26 protein-coding genes and 2 pseudogenes are annotated in these 22,382 nt (G+C 71.9%); 17 read left to right on the top strand and 11 right to left on the bottom strand.

What is annotated here, in order from left to right; genetic code table 11:
• Positions 1 to 240 (top strand): DNA-directed RNA polymerase subunit beta (locus KME79_RS28975; RefSeq protein WP_219547494.1); only part of this gene is annotated, 240 nt, incomplete at its 5' end.
• Between the two features lie 102 nt (positions 241 to 342).
• On the opposite strand, the gene KME79_RS28970 is transcribed toward KME79_RS28975, so the two are convergent.
• Together KME79_RS28970 and KME79_RS28965 are read right to left on the bottom strand one after the other, a co-directional pair.
• Positions 343 to 1,254 carry an RNA polymerase sigma-70 factor gene (locus KME79_RS28970; RefSeq protein WP_219547492.1) on the bottom strand — a complete coding sequence of 304 codons (912 nt, stop codon included), beginning with the start codon at positions 1,252 to 1,254 and terminating at the stop codon, positions 343 to 345.
• Positions 1,255 to 1,273: 19 nt separating this feature from the next.
• Positions 1,274 to 1,657 carry a DoxX family protein gene (locus tag KME79_RS28965; RefSeq protein WP_219547490.1) on the bottom strand — a complete coding sequence of 128 codons (384 nt, stop codon included), beginning with the start codon at positions 1,655 to 1,657 and terminating at the stop codon, positions 1,274 to 1,276.
• Between the two features lie 149 nt (positions 1,658 to 1,806).
• On the opposite strand from KME79_RS28965, the gene KME79_RS28960 reads away from it, so the two are divergent.
• A complete protein-coding gene (locus tag KME79_RS28960) occupies positions 1,807 to 2,400 on the top strand; it encodes a dihydrofolate reductase family protein (protein WP_219547488.1) in 594 nt (197 codons plus the stop codon).
• A 17-nt stretch (positions 2,401 to 2,417) separates the two neighbouring features.
• Here KME79_RS28960 and KME79_RS28955 read toward each other — a convergent pair whose 3' ends face one another.
• The gene (locus tag KME79_RS28955; RefSeq protein ID WP_246640597.1) at positions 2,418 to 3,497 is read right to left on the bottom strand and encodes a bifunctional NAD(P)H-dependent oxidoreductase/GNAT family N-acetyltransferase; all 1,080 of its coding nucleotides are present in this window, start codon (positions 3,495 to 3,497) and stop codon (positions 2,418 to 2,420) included.
• A 30-nt stretch (positions 3,498 to 3,527) separates the two neighbouring features.
• On the opposite strand from KME79_RS28955, the gene KME79_RS28950 reads away from it, so the two are divergent.
• Positions 3,528 to 3,983: a MarR family winged helix-turn-helix transcriptional regulator gene (locus tag KME79_RS28950; protein WP_271276717.1), complete on the top strand. Its 456-nt coding sequence runs from the start codon at positions 3,528 to 3,530 to the stop codon at positions 3,981 to 3,983.
• Between the two features lie 12 nt (positions 3,984 to 3,995).
• On the opposite strand, the gene KME79_RS28945 is transcribed toward KME79_RS28950, so the two are convergent.
• Both KME79_RS28945 and KME79_RS28940 read right to left on the bottom strand, forming a co-directional pair.
• Positions 3,996 to 4,673, bottom strand: a complete 678-nt coding sequence (locus tag KME79_RS28945) for a response regulator (protein ID WP_219547486.1) — start codon at positions 4,671 to 4,673, stop codon at positions 3,996 to 3,998.
• Complete coding sequence (locus KME79_RS28940) at positions 4,655 to 5,863, bottom strand: sensor histidine kinase (RefSeq protein WP_219547484.1); 1,209 nt, start codon at positions 5,861 to 5,863, stop codon at positions 4,655 to 4,657. Before KME79_RS28940 ends, KME79_RS28945 begins: the two co-directional genes overlap by 19 nt.
• A 175-nt stretch (positions 5,864 to 6,038) precedes the next feature.
• Here KME79_RS28940 and KME79_RS28935 point away from each other — a divergent pair, with 175 nt between their 5' ends.
• On the top strand, positions 6,039 to 6,446 hold the full coding sequence (locus KME79_RS28935) for a YciI family protein (RefSeq protein WP_219547482.1): 408 nt from the start codon (positions 6,039 to 6,041) through the stop codon (positions 6,444 to 6,446).
• A gap of 6 nt (positions 6,447 to 6,452) precedes the next feature.
• Positions 6,453 to 7,598, top strand: a complete 1,146-nt coding sequence (locus KME79_RS28930) for an RNA polymerase sigma factor (protein ID WP_219547480.1) — start codon at positions 6,453 to 6,455, stop codon at positions 7,596 to 7,598.
• Positions 7,599 to 7,613: 15 nt separating this feature from the next.
• Here KME79_RS28930 and KME79_RS28925 read toward each other — a convergent pair whose 3' ends face one another.
• Positions 7,614 to 8,270, bottom strand: coding sequence for an alpha/beta fold hydrolase (locus KME79_RS28925; RefSeq protein ID WP_219547478.1), 657 nt, complete (start codon positions 8,268 to 8,270; stop codon positions 7,614 to 7,616).
• Between the two features lie 39 nt (positions 8,271 to 8,309).
• Positions 8,310 to 8,888, bottom strand: a complete 579-nt coding sequence (locus tag KME79_RS28920) for a helix-turn-helix domain-containing protein (protein ID WP_219547476.1) — start codon at positions 8,886 to 8,888, stop codon at positions 8,310 to 8,312.
• Positions 8,889 to 8,984: 96 nt separating this feature from the next.
• Here KME79_RS28920 and KME79_RS28915 point away from each other — a divergent pair, with 96 nt between their 5' ends.
• From KME79_RS28915 to KME79_RS28895, 5 genes and pseudogenes are all read left to right on the top strand, one after another.
• Positions 8,985 to 9,455 (top strand): DinB family protein, encoded by a 471-nt coding sequence (locus KME79_RS28915; protein ID WP_219547474.1) that lies wholly within the window; start codon positions 8,985 to 8,987, stop codon positions 9,453 to 9,455.
• Positions 9,456 to 9,649: 194 nt separating this feature from the next.
• Entirely contained in the window at positions 9,650 to 10,048 is a 399-nt protein-coding gene (locus KME79_RS28910; protein ID WP_246640596.1) for a VOC family protein, read from the top strand.
• Positions 10,049 to 10,060: 12 nt separating this feature from the next.
• Positions 10,061 to 10,399, top strand: a complete 339-nt coding sequence (locus KME79_RS28905; protein ID WP_187281172.1) for a YciI family protein — start codon at positions 10,061 to 10,063, stop codon at positions 10,397 to 10,399.
• Positions 10,396 to 11,598 carry an RNA polymerase sigma factor gene (locus KME79_RS28900; RefSeq protein ID WP_219547470.1) on the top strand — a complete coding sequence of 401 codons (1,203 nt, stop codon included), beginning with the start codon at positions 10,396 to 10,398 and terminating at the stop codon, positions 11,596 to 11,598. The genes KME79_RS28905 and KME79_RS28900 overlap by 4 nt, the downstream gene beginning before the upstream one ends.
• A 368-nt stretch (positions 11,599 to 11,966) precedes the next feature.
• Positions 11,967 to 12,689 (top strand): annotated as a pseudogene (locus tag KME79_RS28895) (SulP family inorganic anion transporter); the annotation flags it as partial.
• Positions 12,690 to 12,952: 263 nt separating this feature from the next.
• Here the strand turns inward: KME79_RS28895 and KME79_RS28890 are convergent.
• Entirely contained in the window at positions 12,953 to 13,669 is a 717-nt protein-coding gene (locus tag KME79_RS28890; protein WP_219547468.1) for a TetR/AcrR family transcriptional regulator, read from the bottom strand.
• A gap of 202 nt (positions 13,670 to 13,871) precedes the next feature.
• Between KME79_RS28890 and KME79_RS28885 the strand changes: the two genes are divergently transcribed.
• Genes KME79_RS28885 through KME79_RS28875 form a run of 3 tightly spaced genes read left to right on the top strand, consistent with a single transcriptional unit; the run spans position 13,872 to position 16,172 of the window.
• Positions 13,872 to 14,615: a siderophore-interacting protein gene (locus KME79_RS28885; RefSeq protein WP_219547467.1), complete on the top strand. Its 744-nt coding sequence runs from the start codon at positions 13,872 to 13,874 to the stop codon at positions 14,613 to 14,615.
• A gap of 19 nt (positions 14,616 to 14,634) precedes the next feature.
• Positions 14,635 to 15,738: an FAD-dependent monooxygenase gene (locus KME79_RS28880; RefSeq protein WP_219547465.1), complete on the top strand. Its 1,104-nt coding sequence runs from the start codon at positions 14,635 to 14,637 to the stop codon at positions 15,736 to 15,738.
• On the top strand, positions 15,738 to 16,172 hold the full coding sequence (locus KME79_RS28875) for a DUF6640 family protein (protein ID WP_219547463.1): 435 nt from the start codon (positions 15,738 to 15,740) through the stop codon (positions 16,170 to 16,172). The genes KME79_RS28880 and KME79_RS28875 overlap by 1 nt, the downstream gene beginning before the upstream one ends.
• A gap of 124 nt (positions 16,173 to 16,296) precedes the next feature.
• Here the strand turns inward: KME79_RS28875 and KME79_RS28870 are convergent, their stop codons facing one another.
• Positions 16,297 to 17,178, bottom strand: coding sequence for a sigma-70 family RNA polymerase sigma factor (locus KME79_RS28870; RefSeq protein ID WP_219547461.1), 882 nt, complete (start codon positions 17,176 to 17,178; stop codon positions 16,297 to 16,299).
• 204 nt (positions 17,179 to 17,382) lie between these two features.
• On the opposite strand from KME79_RS28870, the gene KME79_RS28865 reads away from it, so the two are divergent.
• The 4 genes from KME79_RS28865 to KME79_RS28850 all read left to right on the top strand — a co-directional run bounded on the left by KME79_RS28865 (position 17,383) and on the right by KME79_RS28850 (position 20,925).
• Positions 17,383 to 17,751: a DoxX family protein gene (locus KME79_RS28865; protein ID WP_246640595.1), complete on the top strand. Its 369-nt coding sequence runs from the start codon at positions 17,383 to 17,385 to the stop codon at positions 17,749 to 17,751.
• 407 nt (positions 17,752 to 18,158) lie between these two features.
• Complete coding sequence (gene trpB, locus KME79_RS28860; protein ID WP_246640594.1) at positions 18,159 to 19,364, top strand: tryptophan synthase subunit beta; 1,206 nt, start codon at positions 18,159 to 18,161, stop codon at positions 19,362 to 19,364.
• A complete protein-coding gene (gene trpA / locus KME79_RS28855) occupies positions 19,361 to 20,173 on the top strand; it encodes a tryptophan synthase subunit alpha (protein ID WP_219547457.1) in 813 nt (270 codons plus the stop codon). Before trpB ends, trpA begins: the two co-directional genes overlap by 4 nt.
• Positions 20,170 to 20,925, top strand: a complete 756-nt coding sequence (locus tag KME79_RS28850; RefSeq protein WP_219547455.1) for a GntR family transcriptional regulator — start codon at positions 20,170 to 20,172, stop codon at positions 20,923 to 20,925. Before trpA ends, KME79_RS28850 begins: the two co-directional genes overlap by 4 nt.
• 9 nt (positions 20,926 to 20,934) lie before the next feature.
• On the opposite strand, the pseudogene KME79_RS28845 reads toward KME79_RS28850, so the two are convergent.
• Both KME79_RS28845 and KME79_RS28840 read right to left on the bottom strand, forming a co-directional pair.
• Positions 20,935 to 21,141: pseudogene (locus KME79_RS28845) on the bottom strand (transcriptional regulator); the annotation flags it as partial.
• A 312-nt stretch (positions 21,142 to 21,453) separates the two neighbouring features.
• Positions 21,454 to 22,326: an aldo/keto reductase family oxidoreductase gene (locus KME79_RS28840; protein ID WP_219547451.1), complete on the bottom strand. Its 873-nt coding sequence runs from the start codon at positions 22,324 to 22,326 to the stop codon at positions 21,454 to 21,456.
• Between the last annotated feature and the right edge of the window lie 56 nt (positions 22,327 to 22,382).

Genomic DNA, 22,382 nt, shown 5'->3' with positions numbered 1-22,382 from the left:
GGCCGGGTGAAGGTCTACGAGGCCATCGTCAAGGGCGAGAACATCCCCGAGCCCGGCATCCCGGAGTCCTTCAAGGTGCTGATCAAGGAGATGCAGTCGCTCTGCCTCAACGTCGAGGTGCTCTCCACCGATGGCATGTCCATCGAGATGCGCGACACCGACGAGGACGTCTTCCGCGCCGCGGAGGAGCTCGGCATCGACCTGTCCCGGCGTGAGCCGAGCAGCGTGGAAGAGGTCTGACCCGGGCTCGGAGCCGGACGGCACGTCCCGGGCGAGGACGAGCGCCATCAGGCGCTCGTCCTCGCCGGACCGCCCCTCATACCCAGGAACCAACCCGGGTTGTCAGCGCGCCCGCCGTGCCTCGCGGTCGATCGCCCAGGCGTCCGCCACCGGGCCCACGTGCCCGAGCTTGTCGGGGTTGATCACCGCGCGGATCGTCTGGATCCGCCCGTCGAGGACGTCCAGCGCCAGGGTGTGGAGCACCTTGCCGTCCCGGTCGCGGAAGATCGCGCCCGGCTCGCCGTTGACGTCGTGCGGCTCGAACGCCACGTCGATCAGGGCCATCCGGGGGAAGACGGAGGCGAGCAGCCTGGCCACGTTCCCGGCGCCGGCGACGGCCCTGGCCAGTTGCGGGGCCTTGCCGCCGCCGTCGCCGACCATCGACACGTCGGCCGCGAGCAACTCCTGGAGGCCGGCGACGTCGCCTTCGCGCAGGGCGTCGAAGAACCGCGACGCCAGCTCCTCCCGCTCCCTGCGATCGGCCTCGAAGCGGGGCCGTCCCTCGGTCATGTGGCGCCGCGCCCGCACGGCGAGCTGGCGGCACGCCGCCTCCGAACGTCCGACGGCCGCCGCGACCTCGGGGAAGCCGAAGCCGAACACCTCCCGCAGGACGAAGACCGCCCGCTCCAGCGGGCTGAGCCGCTCCAGCAGCAGCAGGGCCGCCGTCGACACCGAGTCGGCCAGCTCCGCCGACCGCTCCGGATCCTCGTAGGGGTCGGCGAGCAGCGGCTCCGGAAGCCACGGCCCGACGTACTCCTCCCGCCGGACGCGGGCCGAGCGCAGCACGTCGATCGCGATCCTGGTCACCGTGGCCGACAGGAAAGCCCTGACCGACCTGGGCCGGGCGGGGGAGGCCTGGAAGCGCAGCCAGGTCTCCTGGACCGCGTCCTCGGCCTCGCTCACACTGCCCAGGATCCGGTACGCGATCGAGAACAGCAGCGGCCGCAGCTCCTCGAACTCCTCGGTCCTGCTCATGACGGCTCCTCCCCGCCGGTCAGCCGACGAAGGACTCGGGGCCGAAGCGGCCCCACGCGATGAACGCGGCGATGGCGAGATATACCAGGTTCAGCGCCGAGAGAGAGTACTCGCCGCGTCGGCCGTGCGTGATCATCGCCCCGATCATCAGCAGGACCCAGCACACGGCGGTCACCGGCACCAGAACCGGCGCGATGCCGAGCACGGCGGGCAGGATCAGACCCAGCGCGGCCAGGAGTTCGAGAACGCCCAGGGTCTTGACGAAGCCCGCGCTGACGTCACCGGTCCATCCTCCGCCGTGGGCCGCGGCCAGTTTCTCCCTCGGCACGAAAGTCTTGGTGATGCCGCCGAGCAGGGCAACCGCGGCCAGCAGTCCGGCAGCGATCCACAGCGCGAGATTCATCGTCCATCCCTCAATCGAAGATTGCCTCTACCCCGTAGACGAGACAGCGGCTCCCGCCCGTGACATGCCGGAGAGGGACGCCATGTCGAGAACGGGCGCCCGGCTCCGTCCTCGCGGGTGACAGGCTCCACGACAGCCAGGAGGCCGGAATGCGGAAAGTGATCGCGAACGAGTGGATGACGCTGGACGGGGTGGTGCAGTCACCCAGCTACGCCGACGAGGACGCGGCCGGCGGCTTCACGCACGGCGGCTGGCACGCCCGCTACTTCGACGACCTGTCGATGAAGTGGGTGATCGACAACGTCCGCGGCGCGGGCGGCTACCTGCTGGGGCGCGGCACGTACGAGATCTTCGCCGCCCACTGGCCGGACGCGCCGCAGGACCAGCAGGTGCTCGCCGAGCCCCTGAACGCGTTGCCGAAGTACGTCGCCTCGACCACCCTCGCCGAGCCGCTCGGCTGGCGGAACGCGAGGCTGCTGGGGGGTGATGCCGGCGCGGCCGTGCGAGCGCTGAAGAAGGAGGAAGGCGGCGACCTGCATGTGATCGGCAGCCCGGGGCTCGTCCAGACCCTGCTGGCCCTGGGCCTGCTGGACGAACTCCGGCTCATGATCGACCCGCTGGTGGTGGGCGGCGGCAAGCGTCTCTTCCGTGACGACGGCGCGCTCCGGTCGCTGCGGCTGGCGGACAGCCAGGTAACCAGCACGGGCGCGATCATCGCGACCTATGCCACCACGGGCGGCTGACCGCCGCCGGTGTCCCCTCATCCAGCCGCCGGGACGGGCTCGTGCGCGGGCACCGGCTTGGTGAGGAAGGCCGTCGCGCCGTCGGACGACTCCGTCCGGTAGCCCTGGGCGTGGTAGAGGGCGAGGTTGCGGCGGCTCTCGGCGCCGGTGCGCAGCACGAAGCGGCGGCAGCCGGCCTCGGCCGCGGCTTCGGCCCGGCCCAGCAGCCAGCGCCCCACGCCCCGCCCGCGCAGGTCGGGGACGACGCCGAGCCGGCCCACGTGCCAGTCGTCGTCCACGCGCCGCGCCCGTACCATGCCCAGGAGCCGGCCGTCCTGCCACAGGCCCGTGGTGTGCCAGGTGGCCAGCCATGCGCCCACCCGCTCCAGCGACTCGCCGAGTGCGGGGACGGCCAGCGTGTCGTTGGCCAGCGCCTCCTCCATCCAGCAGCAGCGCTGCAGCACCAGGACCTCCCCGGCGTCGCCGGGGGTCAGCTGTCTCACGTACGAGCCCGGCAGCGGCCCCGGCTGGGACCGGGCCTGCTCGCGCAGCGGCCGGAGGGCGTGGGCGACCCGGACCAGCTCGTCCAGGACCCCCACGGCGATCGCGGCGCGGCCGGCGTCGGGGCGGACCCGCCCGTTCTCCATGGTGTCGCCGATGCGCAGGGCGAGCGTGGCGCCCAGGGGCACCAGCCGCAGCGTGGTCACCACCTGCTTGGCGTGCTGGACCGACCGGGTGCCGGCCGAGGTGTTGCCGTAGCTGACGAATCCCATCGGCTTCCACGCCCACTCACGGCCGAGGTAGTCGAGGGCGTTCTTGAGGATGGCGGGCATGCCGTAGTTGTACTCGGGGGTGACCGCGATGAAGCCGTCGGCCGCGTCCACCGTCGCGCTCCACCGCTTGGTGTGCTCGTGGCGGTAGACGCCGGACGCGGGCTCGTCCTCCTCGTCCAGGAACGGCAGGCCGAGGTCGCGCAGGGCCACCGGCACGAGCTCCACGCCGAGCTCCGCGGCGCGGGGCGCGACCGTCTCGGCCAGCCACTCCGCCACCGCCGGGCCCCGGGCGCCGGGACGGGAGCTGCACATCAGGACGAGGACCCGCACAGTTTTCGTTGACATGGAAACGAACGTAGCTGGTAACTTGTTTACGTGTCAAAGAAACCGCCGGGGACGGTCCGCTGGCTCGACCCGGACGAGGAACGGGCCTGGCGCGCCCTGCGCCGCATGATGATCGCCGTCCAGTCGCGCACCGCGCACGACCTGGCCGCGATCGGCCTGTCCGATCCCGACTACGAAGTGCTGAGCACGCTCTCCGAGCGTCCGGGCCGCACCAGCACGCTGCACGAGCAGGCGGCCAAGATGGGCTGGTCACGCAGCCGCCTGTCCCGGCACGCCACCCGCATGGAGGCCCGGGGACTCCTGCGGCGCGAGCCCGATCCGGCCGACGGCCGGGGCTGCTATCTCGTCCTCACCGAACGCGGCCTGGAGACGCTGGAGGACGCCGCCCCCGCCCACCTGGAGTCGGTCCGCCGCCACGTCATCGACCGGCTCTCACCCGCGGACCTCTCCGCCCTGGAGACCATCGCCCGCAAGCTCGACGGCTGAGGTACGGCCGGATCAGCGCCGCTCCTCCGGCCCGCCCGGCCGGCCCCGGAGGTAGGCGAGGACGGCGAGGACGCGGCGGTGGTCGTCCCCCGCCGGGGGCAGGTCGAGCTTGGCCAGGATGCCGGCGATGTGCTTGGACACCGCCGCCTCGGAGACCACCAGCGCGCGGGCGACGGCGGCGTTGGAGCGGCCCTCCGCGACCAGTCCGAGCACCTCACGCTCCCGCGGGGTCAGCCGGGACAGCGGCGCGCGGCGGCGGCTCAGCAACTGCCGCACCACCTCCGGGTCCACGACCGTGCGCCCCGCGGCGACCCGCTCCACCGCGTCCACGAACTCCCGCACGTCGCCGATCCGGTCCTTCAGCAGGTAGCCGATGCCGGAGCCGCCGTCCGAGTCGAGGAGTTCGGCCGCGTACGTCTGCTCGACGTACTGGCTGAGCACCAGCACGGCGAGCCCCGGGTGGGAGGCGCGCAGCGTGAGCGCGGCGCGGAGCCCCTCGTCGGTGAAGCCGGGCGGCATGCGGACGTCGGCGACGACGATGTCGGGCTCGTACTCGGCCACGGCGGCGATCAGCGCCGCTCCGTCGCCGACCGAGGCGACGACCTCGTGGCCGAACCGGTCGAGGAGCCCGGCGAGCCCCTCACGGAGCAGCACACCGTCCTCGGCGAGGGCTACCCGGAGACGGGGCATGGGATCTCCACACGCAGCGACGTCGGCCCGCCCGGCGGGCTGGACAGGGTCATCAGGCCTTCGGTGACGGCCACGCGGTCCGCGAGCCCGGCCAGCCCGGACCCGGCCGCCGGGTCGGCGCCCCCCACCCCGTCGTCGCCCACCTCCAGCACCAGCGCGCCGTCGCGGAGCCGGGCGCGCACGAAACCGCGCCGTGCCCCGCTGTGCTTGGCGAGGTTGGCCATCGCCTCCGACACGACGTAGTAGGCGGTCACCTCGATCGACGGCGGCAACCGGCCGGGCAGCGAGACGTCGACGTCGACGGGAACGGGGGAGCGGCCCGCCACGTCGCGCACGGCCGCGCCGAGCCCCCGGTCGGTGAGCACCTGGGGGTGGACGCCCCTGATCAGCTCGCGCAGCTCGGCCAGGGCGCGCCCGGCCTCCTCGTGCGCCTCGGCGAGCTGCGCCTCGGCGGGCGAACCCGGAGGCAGGTCGAGCCGGGCCAGCCCGAGCTTCATGCTGAGGGCCACCAGCCGCTGCTGGGCGCCGTCGTGCAGGTCACGCTCGATCCGGCGGCGTTCGACCTCGAACGCGTCGACCAGCCGGGCGCGCGAGCGGATGATCTCCGCGTCGCGCGGCGCCAGGACAGCCCGCACGAGCAACGCGCGGGTGCCGGCCCACGCGGTCATCATGTACGCGAAGAGCGGCGACAGCAGCAGCCCGGCGGCGATCAGCGGCAGGCTCTCCACCAGGTGCAGGCTCGGCTGGAACGGCGCCGACAGCAGCATCAGCGGCAGCCAGATCGCCGACGAGACGAATCCCAGGTCCATCCACCACATCACGGACACCGCGATGACGGTGAACCCCAGCTCCCGCCAGGTCGCCTGCTCGCGCAGGCGGGTGGCGAGCCAGGCGCGCGGACCGGGCCGCGGCGGCCTGACGTGCGGGTCGTCGACGGGCGCGCGGTCCACCAGCCGGAGCCGCCACCGCTCGAACGCCGCCGCCGGCAGGGAGAGCACGGCCAGCGCGAGCAGCGCGCCCCCCGCCGCGACCCCGACGCCGTAGGCGTAGGCCGCGTAGATCGCCACGCACGCCGCCACCGCGTGGATCGCGCTGCCCAGCAGGTAGGCCAGCGACCGCCAGGGCCACGACGAGCGGAGGAACGCCGACGGCCGGCGGGTCACGGCGGCCAGGGCGGTGGGGGCGAGCACCCCACGACGCTAACCGATCCCGGTGCGCGGGCACGGTAGTGCTGGGTCTACCTCTGCCTCACTCACGGCGGAGGCTTCAGGAAAAATGTCGCGGTGGGATGTCGAGAACGCGTGCGCGGCTCCGTCCCAGAGTCGAGCACGGCCACCATGGCCGTACCGCACCAAGGAGGACATCATGGCCAAGTACCTGCTGCTCAAGCACTACCGGGGCGCCCCGGCAGCGGTCAACGACGTGCCCATGGACAAGTGGACGCCGGAGGAGCTCACGGCCCACGTGAAGTACATGGACGACTTCGCCGCCCGGCTCGAAGGCACCGGCGAGTTCGTCGACGCTCAGGCGCTCTCCCCGGAGGGCACGTTCGTCCGCTACGACGGCGAGGGGCGGCCGCCGGTCACCGACGGCCCGTTCGCGGAGACGAAGGACCTGATCGCCGGCTGGATGGTGATCGACGTCGACAGCTACGAGCGGGCGCTCGAACTGGCCGCCGAGCTGTCCGCGGCTCCGGGCGCGGGCGGGGAGCCGATCCACGAGTGGCTCGAACTGCGCCCGTTCCTGACCGCGCACCCGACCATCACGGAGTGACGAACGGTGGAAGAGTCCCTCCTGCGGACCCTCACCCCCACCGTGATCGGCGTTCTCGTCCGCCGCGGAGCGAACTTCGCGGCGGCCGAGGACGCCGTGCAGGACGCCCTGGTCGAGGCCGTACGCGTGTGGCCGGACGACCCGCCACGGGACCCGAAGGGCTGGCTGGTCACCGTGGCGTGGCGCAAGTTCCTCGACGCCGCCCGCGCCGACGCCTCCCGGCGGCACCGCGAGGAGCGCGCCGAGGGTGAGCCCGTGCCCGGGGCGGGGGAGGAGGTGGACGACACGCTCCAGCTGTACTTCCTGTGCGCGCACCCGTCCCTGACACCGGCGTCGGCCGTCGCGCTCACGCTGCGCGCGGTCGGCGGGCTGACCACGCGTCAGATCGCGCAGGCGTACCTCGTGCCGGAGGCGACCATGGCGCAGCGGATCAGCAGGGCCAAGCGGACCGTCGCGGGCGTCCGGTTCAACCAGCCGGGTGACGTCGCCACCGTGCTGCGCGTGCTCTACCTGGTCTTCAACGAGGGCTACTCTGGTGACGTCGACCTCGCCGCCGAGGCGATCAGGCTCACCCGCCAGCTGGCGGCCAGGATCGACCACGAGGAGGTCGCGGGCCTGCTCGCGCTCATGCTGCTGCACCACGCCCGGCGCCCGGCGCGGACCGGCACGGACGGCAGGCTCGTGCCGCTCGCCGAGCAGGACCGCGGCCTGTGGGACACCCGCCTGATCGCCGAGGGCGTCGACGTGCTGCAGGCGGCACTCGCCCGCGACCGCCTGGGCGAGTTCCAGGCCCAGGCCGCCGTCGCCGCGCTCCACGCCGACGCGCGGACGGCCGAGGAGACCGACTGGGTGCAGATCGTCGAGTGGTACGACGAGCTGGTGCGCCTCACCGGCAGCCCGGTGGCCCGGCTCAACCGGGCCGTCGCCGTCGGCGAGGCCGACGGCCCGCGGGCCGGCCTGGCCGCCCTGGCGGAGCTCGACCCCGGCCTGCCCCGCCACACCGCCGTCGCGGCGTACCTGCGCGAGCGTGACGGCGACCTGGTCACCGCGGCACGGCTCTACGCCGAGGCCGCCCGGTCGGCGTCCAGCCTCCCCGAACGCGACCACCTCACGCGACAGGCCGCACGGCTCAACGCGCGGCTGCGCGCCTGACCGGGCCCGGGGCCGTCACGGCAGGAGCCCCACCAGATAGCCGGCCAGCTCGCCCGGCCGCGACAGCATCACCATGTGGCCGCCGGGCATCTCGTCGGGGACGATGCCGAGCCGCTCCCGCACGTGGCGGCGCACGAAGCCGGGGGTGAAGCAGCGGTCGTCGCGGCAGAGCAGGTATCTCGTGGGCACGTCCGGCCAGGCGGCCAGCGGCCAGGGCTCGCGACCGGCCCGGTCCATGCTCACGTCCCCGGCGAGCGCGGCGTCGTGGGCCAGCACCCGCTCGGCCAGCTCACGGGGCACGTCCTGCAGGTAGAGCTCGTACTCGTCGCCGATGCCGGACGGGGGCCGGCCGCTCCGTTCCCACCAGTCGTCCGGCGTCTCGCCGGGGTTCGGGATCATGGCGGTGACCAGCACGAGCGCGGCGGCCTCCACCCGCGCGCAGACGAGCGGGCCCACGAAGCCGCCCCACGAATGCGCGACCACGACGAGGTCGCGGCGCTCGCCGACCGCCCGGACGACGGCGTCGGCGTAATCCCACAGCCCCGCCCTCGGATCGGACATGGGCAGGTCCACCGCGACCGTGTCATGCCCGCGGCCGCGCAGCTCGGCTTCGAGCAGGTGCCAGTCGAAGGCGCTCCCGCCGCCGCCGTGGATGAGCGCGAAGGTCGTCATGACGGTGATGACCGCCGGCGGCGCGGAAACTCATCGGGGTCATGGCGTGGAGACCGAGAGGTGGGCGCGTTCTCCCTGGGCGCCGAAGAGCATGAGCAGCTCCGCGGGCTTGTCGGCGGTGTTGCCGATCCAGTGCGGCAGCCTGGTGTCGAACTCGGCCGCCTCGCCGGGGCCGAGCCGCAGGTCGCGGTCGCCGACGACGAGCCGGACGTGCCCGGACATGACGTAGAACCACTCGTAGCCTTCGTGCCCGCGCGGGCTCGGCGTGAGGTCGGCGCCGGCGGGCGGATGGATCACCTTGAACGCCTGGATGCCGCCGGCGCGCCGGGTCAGCGGTATGAACGTCAGCCCGTACCGATGCACGGGCGGCATGTGGACGCGCGGGTCGCCGGTGGGCGGCGCGTCGACCAGTTCGTCGAGGGTCACGCCGTGCGTCCGGGCCAGCGGGAGCAGCTGCTCCAGGGTCGGGCGGAGCCGCCCGTTCTCCAGGCGCGAGAGCGTGCTCGGCGTCAGGCCGGTCAGCTCCGCCAGCTCGGCCAGCGTCGCCCCGCGCGCCCGGCGCAGCGCCTTCAGCCGCGGCCCGATACCGGCCGGCACGTCGCTCCGAGGTTCGGCCATGCCCCGATTTTGCGGATCCGCAACGTCCTTTGCAAATCCCGCATGGCCGCGCTGATCCTTGCTTGCTCCCGGACCTTTCCAGACTGAGGAGAACAGATGATGTCCGCCAGCGCCGTGCGCGCCCAACTGGACGCCTTCCTGGACGAGTACCGCTCCCGGTTGCGCGACAGCCTCGAAGGGCTCACCGAGGACGAGGCCCGGAGGCGTCTCGTCCCGTCGAAGACGACCCCGCTGGGGCTCGTCAAGCATGTCACCTACGTCGAAGGCGTCTGGTTCGACCAGGCGATCACCGGCCGTTCGTACGAGGAGATCGGGATCGCCTCCACGCCGGATCGTTCCTTCGTCCTGGAGCGGGACGACACGATCGCGTCCGTCCGGGCCGCCTACCGGGACATCTGCGAGACGTCCCGCAGGAACACGGCCTCCCTGGACCTCGACGCCGTCGTCACGGGACGCGGCGAGCGCTTCCTGTGGCAGATCCACCTGCACATGCTGCGCGAGCTCGCCCAGCACCTCGGCCATGCCGACATCCTCCGGGAACAGCTCCTCGCGGCTCGTCCCGGTTGAAAATCTACACTGTAAAGGCGTCTGGTCGGTGAGGTGATCAAGCGGCACCTGTCGTATCGGGGCCTCGGCCGATCGTCTGTGAGATAAGAGCCAGGCTGTCAGCGGGGATGTCGGCTCGCGGACACGTGACGCGAGCGTGGGGCATCGAGCGGACAGCCGGGGAACCTCGCCGACCCAGCCCGAAGGAGCGCATCATGAATCCCACGCTGAACACGATCGACATCGTGGTGTCCGACCTGGACGCCTCGATCGCCTTCTATGCCCGGCTCGGGCTGGAGTTCAAGGTGGACGAGCACTCGCCCGGACACGCCGGCTGCGACCTGCCGAACGGGCTGCATGTGATGCTGGACACCGAGGGTTTCCGTACGCCGTTCCTGCCCGGCTGGAGCGCGCCGACCGGCGGGCCGCGTACTCTGCTGTGTTTCGAGTTCGAGACCCCGGCCGGGGTGGACGCCAGGTACGCCGAGCTCGTCGCGGCGGGCCACCGGGGGATCGCCGAGCCGTTCGACGCGTTCTGGGGGATGCGCTACGCCACGGTGGCCGACCCGGACGGGAACGGTGTCGACCTGTACGCCGCCCTCCCGGTGAGCTGAAGGGGAGTCGTCATGAAGTACGTGCTGATGTTCATCGAGACCGAGGAGTTCGCCCACCAGCTGGAGGCGATGGGGGAGCTGGAGCGCGAAGCCGCCTACGCGGCGGTGGGGCAGTGGTTCGCCGACCACGCTGACAAGATCACTCACCATGCGCATCTGGCGCCGGTGCACACCGCCACCACGGTGCGCCTGGACCAGGGCGAGCCGGTCGTCACCGACGGGCCGTTCGTGGAGGGCAAGGAGGTGGTCAGCGGGTTCGCCGAGCTCGAGGTGGCCGACCTGGACGAGGCGTTGAAGGTCGCCCGCTCGTGGCCGGCCTGCCCGATCGTGGAGATCCGCCCCCTTTCATGAGCGGGCCGGTGCACGAGGAGGTGCTGGCCGGGGTGGTGCGCGAGCACGCGGGCCGGCTGGCCGCGTCCCTGGTGTCGTTGCTGGGCGACTTCTCCGCCGCCGAGGACCTGGTGCAGGACGCGGTCGAGACCGCGCTGCGGCGCTGGCCGGTCGAGGGGGTGCCGGAGCGGCCCGACGCGTGGTTGTTCACCGTGGCCCGGCGGCGCGGCCTGGACGTGCTGCGCCGGGAGTCGAACTACCGGGCCAAGCTCGCCGGGCTCACCAGGCCGGACCCCGCCCCGCGCGACGACCGGCTGCGGCTGGTGTTCACCTGCTGCCATCCGGCGCTGTCACGCGCCGCGCAGATCGCGCTCACGTTGCGGGCGGTGTGCGGGCTGTCGGTGGCGCAGATCGCCGCGGCGTTCGTCGTGCCGGAGGCCACTGTGGCGCAGCGGATCACCCGCGCCAAACGGAAGATCGGCGAGGCCGGCATCCCGTACCGCATCCCCGCCGAGGAGGAGCTGCCGCGGCGCGTCGGCGAGGTGCTGGCGGTCGTCTATCTGCTGTTCAACGAGGGTTACCTGTCGAGCACGGCCGAGCGGGCGCAGGCGCGTGACCTGGTGGAGGAGGCCGAGTGGCTGGCCGCGCTGCTGGTGAACCTGATGCCGAAGGAGCCGGAGGCGGCCGGGCTGCTGGCGCTGATCCGGCTGCACCGGGCCCGGGGCGCGGCCCGCTTCGACCCGGCCGGGCGGCTGGTGCTGCTGGCCGACCAGGACCGCGGCCTCTGGGACCGGCAGGCCATCGAGCGGGCCACGGCGCTGCTGACGCGGACCGCCCGTGCCCACCGCCGGCCGGGGCCGTACCAGGTCCAGGCGGCGATCGTGGCCTGCCACGCGGAGGCCGGGACGTTCGCCGACACGGACTGGGCGCAGATCCTGGTCTTGTACGACATGCTGCTGCATCTGGCGCCCTCGCCCGTCACCCGGCTGCACCGGGCCGTCGCCCTGCGCCATGTCAAAGGCCCCGAGGCGGCGCTGGCCGAGCTGGAGCCACTCGGCCGGGTGCTGGAGCGTTACCCGCTCTTCCACGCCACCCGGGCTGAGCTGCTGCGTGACCTGGACCGCCGTGGGCAGGCGCGGCGGGCCGACGAGCGGGCGCTGGAGCTGACCGCCAACCCGGCCCAGCAGGCCCTGCTGGCCGATCGGCTGAGGTGGACGTGACCTCATGCGGCTGTTCCCCTGGGCGGTGTCTGCTTCCCTCCGGTGTGAACGTGAAGGTGTCCGCGAACGCTCCCCTTCCGAATCGGATGGCCAAGAGAACGGGTTCGTCGTGGATGGGATGCCAGGTCGTTTCCCTCGACCCGGAGGTCCCGTTCCAGAGGTGGAGGAAGATGATCGGTTCGGTCGCCTGTGCGGTCATGTAGGCGAGCGTCTTGCCGGCCAGACCGCGTCGGGGCGTCGCCGTACCGACCGGACATCCCGCCACCCACGCACCGGGCCGCCGAGCGCCGCCCTCACCCGAGGTAAGGAACACCGACGCGCGCACGCCTTGCTGTTCCATCCTTGTCGCGACCGTCATTCTCGGCGGCCTCACCCTCATCGCGCCGTACGCGGTCGGCTTCGCCCTGGTCGGGCTGATGGTGTCGCTGATGACCGCCAAGCTGGTCGACGACCTCACCGACACCCGCTCCTCCAAGACGCGCGAGTCCATCGGCCAGGGCGTCGCCAACATCGTCACCGGCTTCTTCGGCGGCATGGGCGGTTGCGCCATGATCGGCCAGACCATGATCAACGTCAGGAACGGCGCCCGCACCCGGCTGTCCACCTTCACCGCCGGCGTCCTGCTCATGGTCCTGTGCATCGTCTTCGGCCCGCTGGTCTCCCAGATCCCGATGGCCGCGCTGGTGGCCGTGATGATCCTGGTTTCGGCCGGCACCTTCGACTGGCACTCCATCGCCCCGGCCACCCTCAGGCGCATGCCCGCCGGTGAGATCGGCGTCATGGTCATCACGGTCGCGGTCGTGGTCGTCACGCACGACCTGGCCATCGGCGTCGTCGTCGGGTCGCTGACCGGGCTGGTCATCTTCGCCCGCCGGGTGGCGCACCTGGCCGAGGTCTCCGCGGTCATCGATCCCGACGGCGGCCAGGTGGTCTACGCCGTGACCGGCGAGCTGTTCTTCGCCTCCAGCAACGACCTGGTCTCCCAGTTCAAGTACGCCGCCCGCGGCAAGACCGTACGGATCATCGGGCTGAACCAGCCCAGCGCCCGCATGCACGCCACCTTGTCGGGGGAGCTGTCCGGCAGCCGGTGACGGCGGCCTGCGGGCGTGCGCGCGGACCTGAAGTGGGGGAGTGGCCCGTACTCGGTCGGCTCGGCATCCGGGAGAGGGGAGGACCGATCGTGGTTCGCGCAACCGAGAGGCCGGACTGGGTGAGGTCCGCCTGTCATCCCTGGTCCCAGCTCTGCTCTCGGCCGAACTAGTAATCTACATTGTAAAGGCGCTGGCTTCCTGAGCCCACTGCTGGGAAGGGCTCAGGGGGGCCTGCATCAAGATCATGCGGCCGGGGTCGGGCGTCATGCCGGCGCGTGGCTGTCGAGGCCGAGGGTGGCGGCCAGGTCGCGCAGGCACTGTTCGTAGACGGGCTCCATGTCGGTGTAGGCGAAGTCCAGTTGGTGCAGGACTTCCATGCACAGAAGCCCGTACAACCTGGTCCAGCACGACAGGAAGACGTGGGCGGCCTCGGGCGGGAGCCGTCCGTCGAGGGTGGCGGAGTAGGCGGTCAGTTGCTCGCGCAGGGACGCGGGCAGGTCGGCCAGGTCGGGCACCGGGAACGGTCGTGTCCGCCACAGCTCGACCATCAGGTCGAGCAGGACCTGCTCGAACCGCAGGGCGGCCTGGTGGCGCACCGAGTCCGGCCGCCGGTTGTGCGGGGTGATCGGGCTCGCGAATATCCAGCCGAACTCGGCCGGGTGGGCGGTGCTCCAGGCGCGCATGGCGCGGCAGACGGCCAGTATCCGCTCGCCGAGCGACGCGTCGGCGTGGCCGTCGCGGGCCTGTTCCATCGCGGCGGCCAGTTCGCGGAAGAAGTCGGCGGTCACTGCGCCGACCAGTTCGTCGTGGCTGGCGTAGTAGTGGTAGAGGGCCGGGCCGCTCATGCCGACCTGCCGGGCGACCGCGTTGATGGTGACCGCGGCCGATCCCTGCTCGACCAGCAGCTTGCGCGCGGCCGTGTGGATCTCCTCCAGGGTGGCCTGGCGCAACCTCTGCCGTCGGCTGGTGTGTGCGGACATCGTCACCTCTCGCGTCGTTTCCTCGGTCGGCGTTGACATCTTAGAGCAAGTATGTTTCCTTAGTGCCTCTAAGAAATCTAGAAGCACTAAGGAGTAGTTGTGGAGCTTCTGTGGATCCTTCTCGCGGCGCTGGTGTTCGTGGCGGCCGTGTGGTGGCGGATGTCCAGATCCGCCCATGTCCGGCGGCGCAAGGAGTCCTGACATGGCCCGGACGCTGCGCGACCGCTTGTTCGGCAAGTACGCCATGGAGGCGACCATCACCGTCGCCGAACAGGTCAACCCGGCCATGCGCCGGATCCGGCTGGAAACCGACCAGCCCGTCGCCTTCCCGTACACTCCCGGCCAGCACATCAGGATCGAGTTGAAGGATCCGCTGTCGGTGTCGGGCATCCTGCGTCCGTCCGAGACGCTGCGCACGTACACGATCTGGGGCCTCGACGCCGGCAGGACGGCGATCGAACTGCGCGTCCACCTGTATGCGGGCGACGGCATCGGCCTGAGGTGGGCGCGGGCGGCCCGGCCCGGAGAACGGGTGACCTTCTGGTGGCCGCAAGGCGACTTCTTCACCCGCGAGGCGGCCTATCACGTGTTCATCGGGGAGGAGACCGCCAGCGCCGCCTTCGGCCCGATGATCAGAGCGTTGGGAGCCTCAGCCGAGGTGTCCGGCGTCCTGGAGAGCGAGACCCCCGAGTACGACCTGCCCCTGCCCGGGACGCCGCCGCTGCGCCGTGTCCACCGGCACGGCACCCCCGCCGTCGCCTCCCGGGTGCTGCTCGCGGCTGTGGCCGAACTCGATCTGCCGGGCAACGCGGGAGCCGCTTATGTGGCCGGCGAGGCCAGAACCTGCCAGATGGTGCGCGACTTCCTGGTGCGTGAGCGCAACTGGGCACGGGCCTCGATCAAGACCAGGCCGTTCTGGGCCCCGGGCAAGCGTGGCCTGCACTGACCGTCAAGGAGATTCGGACATGAAAGTGATCATCGTGGGAGGCGGCATCGGCGGACTCGCCGCGGCCGTCGCCTTCCACCAGCGTGGCCTGCAGGTGGAGGTCTTCGAACGCGCTGCTGAGTTCACCGAGGTGGGCGCCGGGCTGACCATCCAGCCCAACGGTCTGCGCGCGCTGGACGCCCTCGGCCTGGGCGAGCGTCTGCGCGCCGGCGGGCTGGCCGACCCGCTCGCGGGGATCCGCAGCAGCCGGGGGGACTGGCTGGTCCGCAACGACGTCGACAGCCTCAAGCGTCGTTTCGGCCCGTGGGTGACCGTGCACCGAGCCGCACTGGTCGACCTGCTGAGGGCGGCCGTGCCGCCCGAGGCTCTGCGGCCCGGCATCGACGTACAGCACGTGCAGCCCGACGGCACGGTCCGCCATGGCGGCGGCACCTCCACCGCGGATCTCGTGGTGGGCGCCGACGGCGTGCACAGCGTGACCCGGCGCTCCCTCTGGCCTGGCCTCCCTGGGCCGCGCTACGTCGGCTATACCACCTGGCGCCTCATCGTCCCCCCTCAGCCCGTCGAGGGGAGCGCGGAAACGTGGGGCAGGGGCGAACGGTTCGGGCACGTGCCGATGCCCGACAGCCGCATCTACTGCTACGTCATGGCCAACGCCCCGGCGGGCTCCCACGTCGGCCTGGATGAGCTGCGCGAACGCTTCGCACGCTGGCACCGGCCCATCCCCGCGCTGCTCGACTCCGCGCAAGAGGAGGCGGTGCTGCAACACGACACGTACGAACTGTCGAGGCTGCCCACGTACGTTTCCGGGAACGTCGCCGTCCTCGGCGACGCTGCCCACGCCATGACCCCCAACCTGGGGCAGGGCGCCTGCCAGGCGCTCGAGGACGCGGTCACGCTCGCGCACGCGGTGGACACCCTCGGCGTACGCGCGGGCCTGGAAGCCTATGACCGCGCCCGCAGGCCGCGCACCCAACTGATCGTCCGCCGTTCCCGCCAGGCCGGAGCCGCCGCGCACTGGACCTCCACGCCGATGACCACTCTGCGAGACGCGGTTCTTCCTCTCCTCCCGAAGGTGCTCTTCGACCGCTCACTCACCCCCGCCTATACCTGGACGATCTGATGTCCCTCCCACGAATCCTGATCATCGCCGTCGCAGCGATCACAACGGTCGGCGCCGTGCTCGCCGACCTCGTCATCCCCGACCTGGCGGCACAGCACGCCTACAACCCGGCCTGGCCACCCCATGCCAAGTTCCACGACGCCCAGTACATGGTGATGACCGTGCTCCTCGGCCTCACCGGCCTGGCCCTCGCGCTACGGTCAGGGCGGAACACGCTGCTGCACGCCGCCGCCATCCTGGCCACCCCGTGGCTCGGCATGATCGGTGCGCTCCTGTTCCCCGGCACTGCCACCTACGACCCGGAGTTCGCCGATCGGACTGTCTTCGTCCTCGGCCTGCACGGGCAGGTCTTCATGGCGATCGTCCTGCTCCTGGCGCTGCTGGTCGCGACAGCGGCGACACTGCGCATGCCCGTGGACTCCACCACCCGGTGATGAGTCCGGCCCTTGCTTGTTCAAGGCGCTATACCACCGTTTGCTGCTACATCGCGGTGTTCCTGTTCCTGCTGCGTACGCCGCCCTGGCGCGGCAGCAGCACGCCTGGGGGACGGCCCTTTGATCACCTACTGGTCCGGCGGATGAGGGCGGGACCTCGTGGCTGGTCGCGCAGCGACATCGTGCCGGTCGCGTACGGAGTGATCTCGATCTTCGTGATGAGACCGGCGTCGATGCGGAAGCGGATGAGCGCGTACGCGTGGCCGCCGGGTGCGATGACCGCGCCGGGCCGCCCTGCGATGAGGACCGGAGCCGCGACGGCGATGCGGTCGGCGAAGATCCTCGTCTCTTCCGCGACCGCCGCTGCCCCCCGGACTTCCGTTGCGGAGCCTGCCGGGAGCAGGGAAGGGTCAGCGGTACGGACAACGTCGGGAGCCATCAGGGTGACGAGTCGTGCGATGTCGCCGCCGCGTGCGGCTGCCAGGAACGCCTCGATGATCTCGTTTTCTTCCGCGTCGTGGCGACGTATGACAGGTCGCACGTCGCGCAGCCGTGCGCGCGCACGGCTGGCCAGCTTCTTCGCCGAGACCGCGTTCGTGCCGAGCGTCGCGGCGACCTGATCGAACGGGATGGCGAAGAGGTCGTGCATCACGTACGCCACCCGCTGCCTGGGCGAGAGTTCGTCGAGGAGCACCAGCAGGGCTCTGGACACTTCTTCACGGCGAAGGAACGTCTCGTCGGCGCTGATCCTTGCGCCGGCGATGTCGTCGGAGTGCAAGGGGAGTTCGCCACGTCGCTCACGTGCCCGCAGCAGGTCCAGGCACAGACGCGCGGTCACCGTGGTGAACCAGCCGTCCAGGTTGGCGACGTCGGCCGCCCCGGCCGCCTGGACCCTCGTCCAGGCGGTCTGGACCGCGTCCTCGGCGTCGTGATACGAGCCCACGATCCGGTGGGCCAGCGACATCAGCCGGGGACGGGACGCCTCGAAGTGTTCGACGAGTTTCATGGGTGAGGTCACCTTTCGAGTGTGCTCAACGTCAGGAGGGGTGAGACCAGCTACCTGACGAGCGCACCTCCTTGAGGAGACACACATGAGCGTACAGATTGTCCGATGCGACACCACATCCGGACAGGCTCCGGAAGCGGTCGCGGAGTGGGCCGGCGCGCCGGTACCTCCGCGACCAGTGACGCTGCTGGGGCGGTATGCCCGTTGACCGCGGCACTCGACGTCGGGCTGTTCATCGCGACTCTCGCCTGCATCCTGGCCAACGCCTTCGAGGTGATCGCGAAGGCGGTCTCGGCTCGGTTCGTGGTGCGTAACTCTGCCGAGGTCGGCCTTGATCTGCGGTGGATCCCCTACCTCGCGGTCGTTGAGGGCTCCGGGGTCGCAGGGCTCGTGCTCGGGCTGTTCGGCCGGCCTCTCTTCGGGCTGGCCGCTGCCTTGGGGCTCGTGCTGTTCTTCGTCGGAGCCGTCCTCGCCCATGTCCGTGCGCGCGTGTTTCACACCCTCGGCTTCCCGATGGCCTTTCTCCTCCTGGCGGTGGCGGCCGGCGGGTACTTCGGTCGGTCGCTCGCTTGATCGCACGGGAAGGGGCTCTCGGGCCAGAGGGGCGGATAAGGACTGATACGGGGGCTTTCGGAGTGCGGGCCGCTGACTGGGTCACGGTGCGTGCCGGTGATCGGTGGGCCCGGTTGCGGGTCGCTGTCGGTACGGGCCCGGTGGGGGTGGTCGCGCCGGAGACGCCGGCGACTCGGTGATGGCGGGTGTCCTCGGCACGGTGATCGGTGTCGGGTTCGCCTGGGTGGGGTTACGAGACGTTCGTGGAGCGGGCTCTCGGTGACGCCGCCCGGGTGGCTCCGGTCGTGGGGCTGTCACTCGACTGATGCGGTCGGCTGTGCCCTGGGGCGGTGGCGTGTCCGTGCCGCCTGTGCCACACTCACTGTTATAGAACTCTCAGAAGAGTTATAGAACGATGGGAGGGTGGCATGCGAGACGTGCTGCCGTGGCGTGAGGCGGTCGCGCCGGACGGGACGATGGGCGAGCCCCGGGCGCGGGGCCGGTTCGGCGGGTATGGCGGGCGGTACGCGCCGGAGTCGCTGGTGGAGGCGTGCCGCGAGGTGGAGGAGTCGTTCCGGGAGGCGTGGGCGGATCCGGGGTTCCGCGGCGCGCTGGCGCGGCTGCTGGCCGTGCACGCCGGGCGGCCGACGCCGCTCACGCCGGCCCGCCGGCTGTCGGAGGCGCTGGGCGTGGAGCTGTATCTCAAGCGGGAGGATCTCACCCACACCGGATCCCACAAGATCAACAATGTGCTGGGCCAGGCTCTGCTGGCCATCCGGATGGGGCGGCGCAGGCTGATCGCCGAGACGGGGGCGGGCCAGCACGGGGTGGCCACCGCGACCGCCGCCGCCCTGCTCGGGCTGGAGGCCACGGTGTTCATGGGCGAGCGCGACATCGAGCGGCAGGCGCTGAACGTCTTCCGGATGCGCATGCTGGGCGCCGAGGTGGTCCCGGTGACCACGGGCAGCCGTACGCTCAAGGACGCGACCAGCGAGGCCATGCGGCACTGGGTGGGCGCGACCGGCGATTCCCACTACTGCGTCGGCTCGGTCGTCGGGCCGGATCCGTACCCGTGGATGGTGAGGGAGTTCCAGCGGGTGATCGGCGACGAGGCGCGCGGGCAGTGCGCCGCCGAGCTGCGGACGGGCGTCCCGGACCATGTGGTGGCGTGTGTCGGCGGCGGCTCGAACGCGGCCGGCACGTTCGCGGGATTCGCCGACACCCCGGCGCGTCTGGTCGGTGTGGAGGCGGACGGCGGCGCGGGGGCGGCCCGCGGCCGGCTGGGTGTGCTGCACGGCTGCCGTTCGCTGTTCCTGCAGGACGACGACGGGCAGATCATCCAGGCGCACTCCATCGCGGCCGGGCTCGACTACCCGGGCGTCGGCCCGGAGCACGCCCATCTGCGTGACCTGGGCCGGGCCCGGTACGTCACGGTGACCGACGGCGAGGCGGTCGGCGCGGCGCTGCGGCTGGCGCGCACCGAGGGGATCGTCCCGGCGCTCGAGTCGGCGCACGCCCTGGCCTGGGTGATCCGCGCGGCGGGCGACGGCGATCTGCCCGCGGGGTCGACGGTGCTGATGACGTTGTCCGGCCGGGGCGACAAGGACGTCTCGACCCTGAAGGAGCTGCTGTGACGAACGCCCTGACCGCCGGCGCGGTCGAACGCCACCTGCGTGCCCGCCGGGACGCCGGTCGCGGCCTGCTCATGCCGTACGTCACCGGGGGGATCACGCCCGGCTGGACGGACTATCTGCGGGCGTTCGCCGCCGCCGGGGCGGACGCGATCGAGGTCGGGCTGCCCTTCTCCGATCCCACGCTGGACGGTGTCACCATCCAGCAGGCCAGTGACACGGCGCTGGCCCGGGGGGCGAGCACCCGCCGGATCCTCGCCGACCTGGCCGAGGTCGGTGACCTGGGCGTGCCGCTGGTCGTCAGCACCTACTACAACCTGGTGCTGAACGACGGCCCGGAGGCGTTCTGCGCCGCGCTGCGCCGGGCCGGCGCCGGCGGCCTGATCGTGCCCGACCTGCCGGTGCACGAGGCGGACGAGCTGACGGACGCGGCCGAAGCCGCCGGGATCGAGCCGGCCCTGCTGGCCTCGCCGGCGACGCCGCAGCCGCGGCTGGCGGAGATCGCGGGCCGTAGCCGCGGGTTCGTGTACGCGGTGTCGCTGATGGGCACCACCGGCGAGCGGACCGCCCTCGCCGCTTCGGCGGCGGAGCTCACCGGGCGGATCAGGCGCGTCACCGACCGGCCGGTCTTGCTAGGATTTGGCATTTCCACCCCGGACCAGGCACGCGAAGCCCGCCGGCACGCCGACGGCGTGGTGGTCGGCGCCGCGGTCATGCGGCGGGTGCTCGACGGGGCCGGGCCGGACGACCTGCGGGCCTTCCTGGCGACCCTGCGCCTGGCCCTCGACCAGGAGTGTGACCGACCACGATGACCTCCGACGCCGGGCACGAGGCGAGATACCGCGCCATCGCCGCCGACCTCGCCGCGAAGATCCGGTCGGGGCGCTACGCCCCCGGTGAGGCGCTGCCGCCGCAGCGGGAGCTGAGCGCCTCCTACGGGGTGACGCTCATGACGTTGCGCCAGGCGTTGCGGGAGCTGAGCGACGAGAGGCTGATCGTGCAGCGGCCCGGCAGGGGCACGTTCGTCGCCCCGCCGCACCTGGCGTACCAGCTCGACTCGCTCCGCAGCCTGGCCGACGACCTGCGTGAACAGGGCCACGACGTGCGGACCGCGGTGGCCGGGCGGGCGGTGCGCCGGGCCCCGGCGCGGATCGCCGCGGAGCTGCGGCTGCGTCCCGGTGACACCGCCCTGCGGCTGGAGCGGGTCCGCGAGTTCGCCGGGCGTCCCGCCGTGCACCAGGTGTCCTGGGTCCGGCGGCCGGTGGCCGACCGGATCCGCGAGCGCGACTTCACCGCCGTCTCCCTCTACACGGCTCTGGCCGACGCGGGGGTGACGGTCTCCCGGGCGGCGGAGGTGGTCCGGCCCGGTCTGCTCGACGCCGCCGCGGCCCGTCACCTGCACGAGCCGCAGGGCAGCCCGGTGCTCGTCAGCTCCCGGATCACCTACGCGCTCGACGCCACGCCGGTGGTGTCCGACCATGCCACGATCCTCGGCAGCATGATGGAGATCCGCACCGAACGCGCCGCCACCGGCCTCTCTCTGACCTGGGGGGCCACCAGCTGAGCCGGTCCGTCACCGGTGCGTACGGTCGCCGTGGCGGCGGATGAGCTCCTGGAGTGCGGCGAGTTCGGCCGACAGTGCGGCCCGGCCTTCGCCGGTGATGACGCCCCAGGTCTTCGGGCGCCGCCCGTCGTACCCCTTCTCCAGCACGATCAGGCCGGCTTCTTCCAGGACGGCGAGGTGCCGGTTGAGGTTTCCCCGGGTCAGTTCGAGCACCTGGTGGAGGTAGGTTGAGCTCCACCCTGGCCGCCTCGTCGGCGATGGCGAGGATGCCGAGGCGGTGGCGCTGGTGGACGACGTCGCTCAGGCGTCCGGTGGGGTGGGTCACGGACGGGTCCTTCGCAGGGCGCGCAGGCCGGCGTAGCGCCACACGGTCAGGCCCGTCCCGGCGATCAGCCCGGACATCCACGCCATGTTCACGAACTCCCGCGGAAGCAGGTGGGCGAGGTCTCCTCCCGGCGGGAAACGCAGGGCGTGGTCGACGGTCTGGACGACCGCCGAGCCCTTGATCCATACCGGTCGCGGGCCTGCCTAGCGGCCGATCTTGTCCAGTTCGGCGAGGTCCTCGCCGGAGAGCGGCAGGCCGGCGCCGGCGGCGTTCTCGCGCAGGTGCGCCACCGACGAGGTGCCGGGGATGAGCAGGATGTTCGGCGACCGGCGCAGCAACCAGGCCAGGGCGACGGACATCGGCGTCGCCTCCAGCCGGGCGGCCACCGCCGAGAGCGCCGAGGACTGGAGCGGGCTGAAACCGCCGAGCGGGAAGAAGGGCACGTAGGCGATGCCCTCCCGGGCGAGCTCGTCGATCAGTTCGTCGTCGTGCCGGTGGGCGAGGTTGTACATGTTCTGCACGCACACGATGGGCGCGATGGTCCGCGCCTCGGCGGCCTGTTCCGCCGTCGCGTTGCTCACGCCGAGGTGCCGGATCAGCCCCTGCCGCTGGAGTTCGGCGAGAGCCTCGTACGGTTCGGCGAGTGAGCCGGGCCGAGGTCCGCTGGCGTCGCCGAGCCGGAGGTTGACCAGGTCGAGCACCTCGAGACCGAGGGCTTCGAGGTTGTCGTGGACGGCGCGGCGCACGTCTTCCGGCCGCCGCGCCGGGGGCCAGCCACCCTGCTCGTCGCGGGTCGCGCCGACCTTGGTCACGATGTGCAGCGCCTCAGGGTACGGGTGCAGCGCCTCGCGGATCAGCTGGTTGGTGACGCGCGGCCCGTAGGCGTCGCTGGTGTCGATATGGGTGATCCCGAGGTCGGCGACCTCGCGGAGGACGGCGAGTGCGCTGTCGCGGTCGGCCGGCGGACCCATCACCCCGGGACCGGCGAGCTGCATGGCACCGTAGCCGAACCGGGTGACGGTCAGGTCACCCAGGGTCCAGGTGCCGCCGGGAAGCGAAGCGGGGAACGTCGTCATGCCTGTGCCTTTCAAGGGTGAGCAAGAGTCTTTCGGAAACTTGCTCCAGTCTGGTG

It is taken from the genome of Nonomuraea harbinensis, assembly GCF_019396385.1.
Lineage (GTDB): Bacteria > Actinomycetota > Actinomycetes > Streptosporangiales > Streptosporangiaceae > Nonomuraea > Nonomuraea ferruginea.
The sequence above is the reverse complement of the archived record's forward strand: the minus strand, read 5'-3'. Positions and strand labels throughout refer to the sequence as shown.